We start from the raw sequence: 4,647 nt of genomic DNA, 5'->3' as shown, positions 1-4,647 counted from the left end.
TGCCCTTCCGGGTCGAGGCGCGGGGCCACGGCGAGGCGCGACCGGCGGAGACCTGGCAGGCGGTGGCCAACGTGGCCGGCCGGGTGGTGGAGCGCCATCCCGGCCTGGAGAGCGGCATCCTGCTGCGCGAAGGCACCCTGCTGCTGGTGCTGGATCCGAGCCGCTACGAGCTGGCCATCGCCGAGGCAGAGGCCGAACTGGCCAGCCTGGCCGCCGAACTGGCACAGCTCGACACCGAGGAAGAGAACACCGGCCGTCTGCTGGCACTGGAGCGCGAGGCCCTGGCGCTCGCCCAGCAGGAGCTGTCACGCATCGAGCGGCTGGCGGCCAGCGGCTCGGTGTCGACCTCGCGGCGCGACGAGCAGCGGCGCAGCACCGTTGTCCAGCGCCGGGCGGTGGCCTCCCTGGAGAATCAGCTGGCTCTGGTGGCGCCGCGTCGCCGCATCCTGGAGGCCCAGCGGGATCGCACCGCCACGCGACGGGATCAGGCCCTTCGCGACCTCGAGGATACCCGCTTCGTGGCGCCCTACGATCTCCGGGTAAGCCAGGTGGACGTGGAGATGCACCAGTATGCCGGCGCCGGCCAGCGCCTCTTCCAGGCGGAGAGCCTCGAGGCCGCCGAGGTGGAGGTCCATGTGCCGCTGTCCATGCTGCGCCGGCTGCTGGCTGGCGTGGTCTTCCCCGAAGGCGAGGAGACGGGGCTGGATATCGGCGAGCGGGTGGACCTCGGTGCGGTAAGCGCCGAGGTCGCGCTGGTCGGGGCTGCCGAGGTGCGCTGGCCGGCCCGACTGGTGCGGGTGTCGAGCGGCCTGGATCCGGTCACCCGCACCGCGCGGGTGGTGGTGCAGGTCGACCACCCCTACCGCCATGCCCGCCCGCCCGATCACCCGCCGCTGCTGCGTGACATGTATGTGCGGGTGCGCCTCACCGCGGAGGATGACCCCCGGCTGGTGGTGCCGGCGGCCGCGGTGCATGACGGCGAGGTCTACCGCCTCGACGCCGAGGATCGCCTGAGGCGCGTGGCGGTCGAGGTGGCCTTCGAGCAGCATGACATGGCGATCATTGCCTCGGGGCTTGCCGCCGGGGACCGGGTGATCGTCGACGATCCCATTCCGGCCCTCGACGGCATGCGGGTGGCGCCCCGGCGAGATACCGCCCTCGAGGCGAGGCTGCGTGACCAGGCGGCGGGAGAGGCACCATGATTCGCTGGTTCGCCGACCATCCCACCGCGTCCAACCTGCTGCTGGTGCTGCTGCTCGCCGCCGGCCTGTTCGCCGCTCCTTCGCTCAAGCGCGAGACCTTTCCCGATTACCGGCCGGTAGAGGTGAGCGTCCAGGTGGAGTATCGCGGCGCCACTGCCGCCGATGTGGAGGATGCCATCTGCCGGCGGTTGTATGATGCCGTCAAGGGGGTGGATTTTCTCAACGAAGTGGAGTGTGTCGCCCAGGATAACCTGGCCAGCGCCACGGTCTCGATGCTCGCGGGTGGCGATGCCATTCGCTTTCTCAACGACATCGACACCGAGGTCAATGCACTGACCGACCTGCCCGAGCGGGCCGAAGACCCGGTAGTACGCGAGTTGAACCGCAGCGATCTGGTGGCGGCGGTAGCGGTCAGCGGTGATATGCCTCTGGACCAGCTGGAGGATTATGCCCTGAGGCTGGAAGACCGGCTGATGGCTCTGCACGGTGTCGCCAATGTGGCTATCCACGGGCTTTCCCAGCGCCAGTGGCAGGTGGAGGTACCCCGTGAGGTACTGGCACAGCACGGCTTGTCGGCCCGCGAACTGGCCCGGCGGATAGCGAGCCAGAGCATCGACATGCCGCTGGGCACTCTGGAGACCCGCGACCGTGATATCCAGCTGCGCTTTACCGACCAGCGTCGTTCCCTCGACGAACTGAAGGGTGTCGTGGTCGTATCGGATGCGAAAGGCGGCGAGCTGACCCTGGGCGATATTGCCAGCCTGACGCAGGTCGGCGAGCGGGAGGAGGAGCAGATCCGCTTCAATGGCGAGCGGGCCGTGGTGCTGGAGGTCAGCAAGACGCTGCGGGATGACTCCCTGGAGGTTATGGCCGATTTGGCGGCGCTGGTGGAGAGTGAGCGCCAACGTTTTGGTGAGGGGGTGCGGCTTTCCCTGACCCAGGACATGACCACCATTGTCCGCGATCGGCTGCAGATGCTGGTGAGCAACGGCATCATGGGGTTGCTGCTGGTGATCGTAGTGATGAGCCTGTTCTTTCGTCCCAGGCTGGCCCTATGGGCAGTGCTGGGGCTGCCGGCGGCCTTCATGGGAGCGTTTGCCGTCATGACCCTGACCGGCCTGTCGCTGAATATGATCACCCTGGTGGCGCTGCTGATGGCCATCGGCATTGTCATGGACGATGCCATCGTCATCACCGACAACATTGCCGCTCACGCCCTGGAACGCGCCACGCCGCTGGAGGCGGTGGTGTCCGGTACCCGGCAGGTGCTGCCCGGCGTGATGTCATCGTTTCTGACCACCGCCTCGGTCTTCGTGCCGCTCTCCTTCCTGGTCGGCGAGATGGGGGCGGTACTGGAGGTGCTGCCGGTGGTGTTGATCGCTGCCCTGGCAGCGAGTCTTGTCGAGGCATTCTGGATCCTGCCGCACCATCTCAAGGGCAGCGTGAAGCACCTCCGGCAGGGGCACGACTCGCGCTTCCGCACCGCCTTCGACCACGGTTTCGAGCGTTTCCGCGAGGGAGTCGGGCGACTGGCCGACCAGGCGATCCGTTTCCGCCATGCGGTATTGGGTGCCGTTCTTGCCGTGATGCTGGGGTCCGCTGGCTTCATGGCTGGCGGACATATCGGCAGCGAGGCGATGCCCGCCATCGACGGTGATGTTCTCGAGGCGGATATTCTGATGCCCCAGGGTACGCCGTTCTCGCGGACCCAGAGGGTGGCCAAGCAGGTCGAGGACGCCATGCAGCGTCTCGATGCGCGCCTTACCCCGCAGCAGCCGGATGAGTCGCCGTTGGTAGTAGCCACCCAGGTGCGCTTCGATTACAACCCCAGCGCCGGTGAGGCCGGCACTCATGTGGCGACGGTGATGGTCGACCTGCTTACCGCCGAGCGGCGCAGCATCAGCATTGACGAACTGACCAACGCCTGGCGCGAGGAGATCGGCGAAATTGCAGGGATTCAGAGCCTGATTATCCAGGAACCGGGTTTCGGCCCTGCGGGGATACCGGTCGAGGTGCGCTTGCAGGGCGAGGACCTGGATGCCCTCAAGGCCGCCGCCCGCGAGACGGCTGAAACCCTGGCCGGCTACGCCGCAGTCTACAATGTCATCGACGATCTGCGCCCCGGCAAGCCGCAGCGCGCCTATCGCCTGGCAGAGGGGGCCCACGGCCTGGGGCTGACCGCCGAGGAGGTAGGGAGCCAGCTGCGCGCCGCACTGCTCGGCGAGATCGCCGATACCCAGCGTATCAGCGACTGGGATATCGAGATTCTGGTGCGTCAGGCCGAGCAGGATCGCGACAGCCTCGATGACCTGGCCGACCAGACCATCGCCCTGCCCGATGGCAGCCGGGTGCCACTGTCGGTGGTGACTGAGGTGGCCGAGCGCCGCGACTGGGGGCGCATCACGCGCATCGACGGTCGGCGCACGGTCACCGTGCAGGCCAACGTGGACGCCCGCCAGGCCAGCGGCCAGGCCATCGTCGACGATCTGGTGGCCAGCGGCTGGCTGGAGGCCTTCCAGGCACGTCACCCCGAGGTGGACGTCACCTTCGAGGGGCAGGTGGCCAGCTCCGCCGAGACCGGTGGCTCCATCGGTCGCGCCCTGCTGATCGGCCTGGTGGGGATCTTCATGATCCTGTCGTTCCAGTTCCGCAGCTACGTGGAGCCGCTGATCGTCATGCTCTCCATTCCGCTGGCCTTCATCGGTGCCCTCTGGGGGCACGTGATCATGGGCTACTACCTCTCCATGCCCTCGCTGATCGGCGCGGCGTCGCTGGCCGGCATCGTGGTCAACAACGCCATCCTGCTGATCCACTTCATCAAGACCCACCGCGCCCGCGGGCTCGATGCCGCGGCTGCTGCGGGGCAGGCCAGCCGAGATCGGCTGCGCGCCATCCTGATCTCCACCACGACCACCATCGCCGGCCTGTTGCCGCTGCTGGCCGAGACCAGCACCCAGGCCGATGCCATCAAGCCGATGGTGATCTCGGTGGTGTTCGGTCTGCTGACCGCCACCGTGCTCGTGTTGCTGGTGATGCCGGCGCTTTACGTGCTTTTCGACGAATGGGGGTGGACTCGACGGGTCGAGGCCGAATCCTGAGTCGGAGCGGCGGACCACGTCTTGACGGCGGCATGTGATTGGCTACCTTTAAAGTAGCGTTATAAATGCTTCTTAAATGGCACAGGAGACCACCATGCCGCATAGCCGTCGAAACTCTCTCGCCAGTGTCCTGCTGCTGACGGCCTCTCTGCTGGGCGGCGCCGCCACTGTCACGGCAGACGATCACGAGAGGATGGCGGCGGCTAACGAAGGGGCCGCCGCACGGTGCGGCGGCCAGGGATCAGGGCTCGAGGCTGGCGTAGTAGGCGGCGATGTCGGCGATGTCCTCATCGGACAGCGACTGCGCCTGTGGTGTCATCAACACGGACATGCCGCCGCCGCGCTGG

2 protein-coding genes are annotated in these 4,647 nt (G+C 67.3%); both read left to right on the top strand.

Annotated elements, in window-relative coordinates:
- Positions 1 to 1,202, top strand: a 1,202-nt coding sequence (locus ACESMD_RS13890) for an efflux RND transporter periplasmic adaptor subunit (RefSeq protein WP_372614148.1), incomplete at its 5' end; no start/stop codon positions are given.
- Positions 1,199 to 4,300 (top strand): efflux RND transporter permease subunit, encoded by a 3,102-nt coding sequence (locus tag ACESMD_RS13885; protein WP_372614146.1) that lies wholly within the window; start codon positions 1,199 to 1,201, stop codon positions 4,298 to 4,300. The genes ACESMD_RS13890 and ACESMD_RS13885, both read left to right, overlap by 4 nt.
- Positions 4,301 to 4,647: the final 347 nt, after the last annotated feature.

The organism is Halomonas sp. (assembly GCF_041689495.1).
In the GTDB taxonomy this organism is placed as follows: domain Bacteria; phylum Pseudomonadota; class Gammaproteobacteria; order Pseudomonadales; family Halomonadaceae; genus Halomonas.
The sequence above is the reverse complement of the archived record's forward strand: the minus strand, read 5'-3'. Positions and strand labels throughout refer to the sequence as shown.